Source organism: Litchfieldella qijiaojingensis, from assembly GCF_014651875.1.
GTDB classification, from domain to species: domain Bacteria; phylum Pseudomonadota; class Gammaproteobacteria; order Pseudomonadales; family Halomonadaceae; genus Litchfieldella; species Litchfieldella qijiaojingensis.
In genome coordinates, this window is the sequence record NZ_BMXS01000080.1 from 1 (window position 1) to 834 (window position 834).

Below are 834 nucleotides of genomic sequence, written 5' to 3' on the forward strand. Positions count from 1 at the left end.
ACCTGCCATCAGGCAGCCCGCGGAAGATCGCCCTGCATGCATTGGCCGGCGGCGCGGTCGCCGAAGCCACGGGCGGCGACTTCAGGACCGGCGCCTTGGCCGCCGGCGCCAACGAAGCGCTGGTGGACCACCTCGCCGAACTGGTCAACGACGATCCCCAACTGCTGGTCGCCGCCTCGCAGATCACCGGAATCGTCGCCGCCGAACTGACCGACGGCGATGTGAACCAGGGTGCCGAGATTGCCGGGTATTCGACGCAATACAACTACCTTTCCCACCAACAACTCACGGAGGCCAAGGAAGAACTGGCGGCCTGTGCAGAAGGTGACGATGCCTGCATGGCCGACGTGGTCGAGCGCTATCAGGCACTCAGCCAGCAGCAGGACGCGGCGGCGTACGAAGCCTGTAGCACCGACTTGGCCGCCTGCCAGGAGCACTCGCTGGCGGCGAACAGTGGAGAATCCGCCCCCCACGTGGATGACGCGCTGTGGGATCTGAGCCCCGAAGCGCGGCCCTACTTGCAGACCCTGTTCGACGAGAACATCGGCGTGCAGAACACCTTGGCCGAAGCGAGCATTGCCCGTAACTTGAGGGAGGGTACGGAACTATCGCCAGAGACGGCGGCGGTACTGGCAGCGCTGCCGGTGGGGTATAACAGAAAAGCCACATCCTCTAGAACAGCGCAGGTAGTAGGGGGAGAAGCAGCCCTGAACCGCCCCGACTATCTCGGAGACTTTCTCGTTTGAGTCACGCTGCCTGAGCGGACTCGGTACTTTGTTGATAGTAGCGAGCTTCCGCCTCAGCGGGTGGTATGTTGCCAATCGACTCCAGCAA

1 protein-coding gene is annotated in these 834 nt (G+C 63.3%); it reads left to right on the forward strand.

Annotated features, from left to right (window positions below; translation table 11 throughout):
* On the forward strand, window positions 1-746 hold a 746-nt coding region (locus tag IE093_RS22310; RefSeq protein ID WP_189473138.1), incomplete at its 5' end, for a hypothetical protein.
* Between the last annotated feature and the right edge of the window lie 88 nt (window positions 747-834).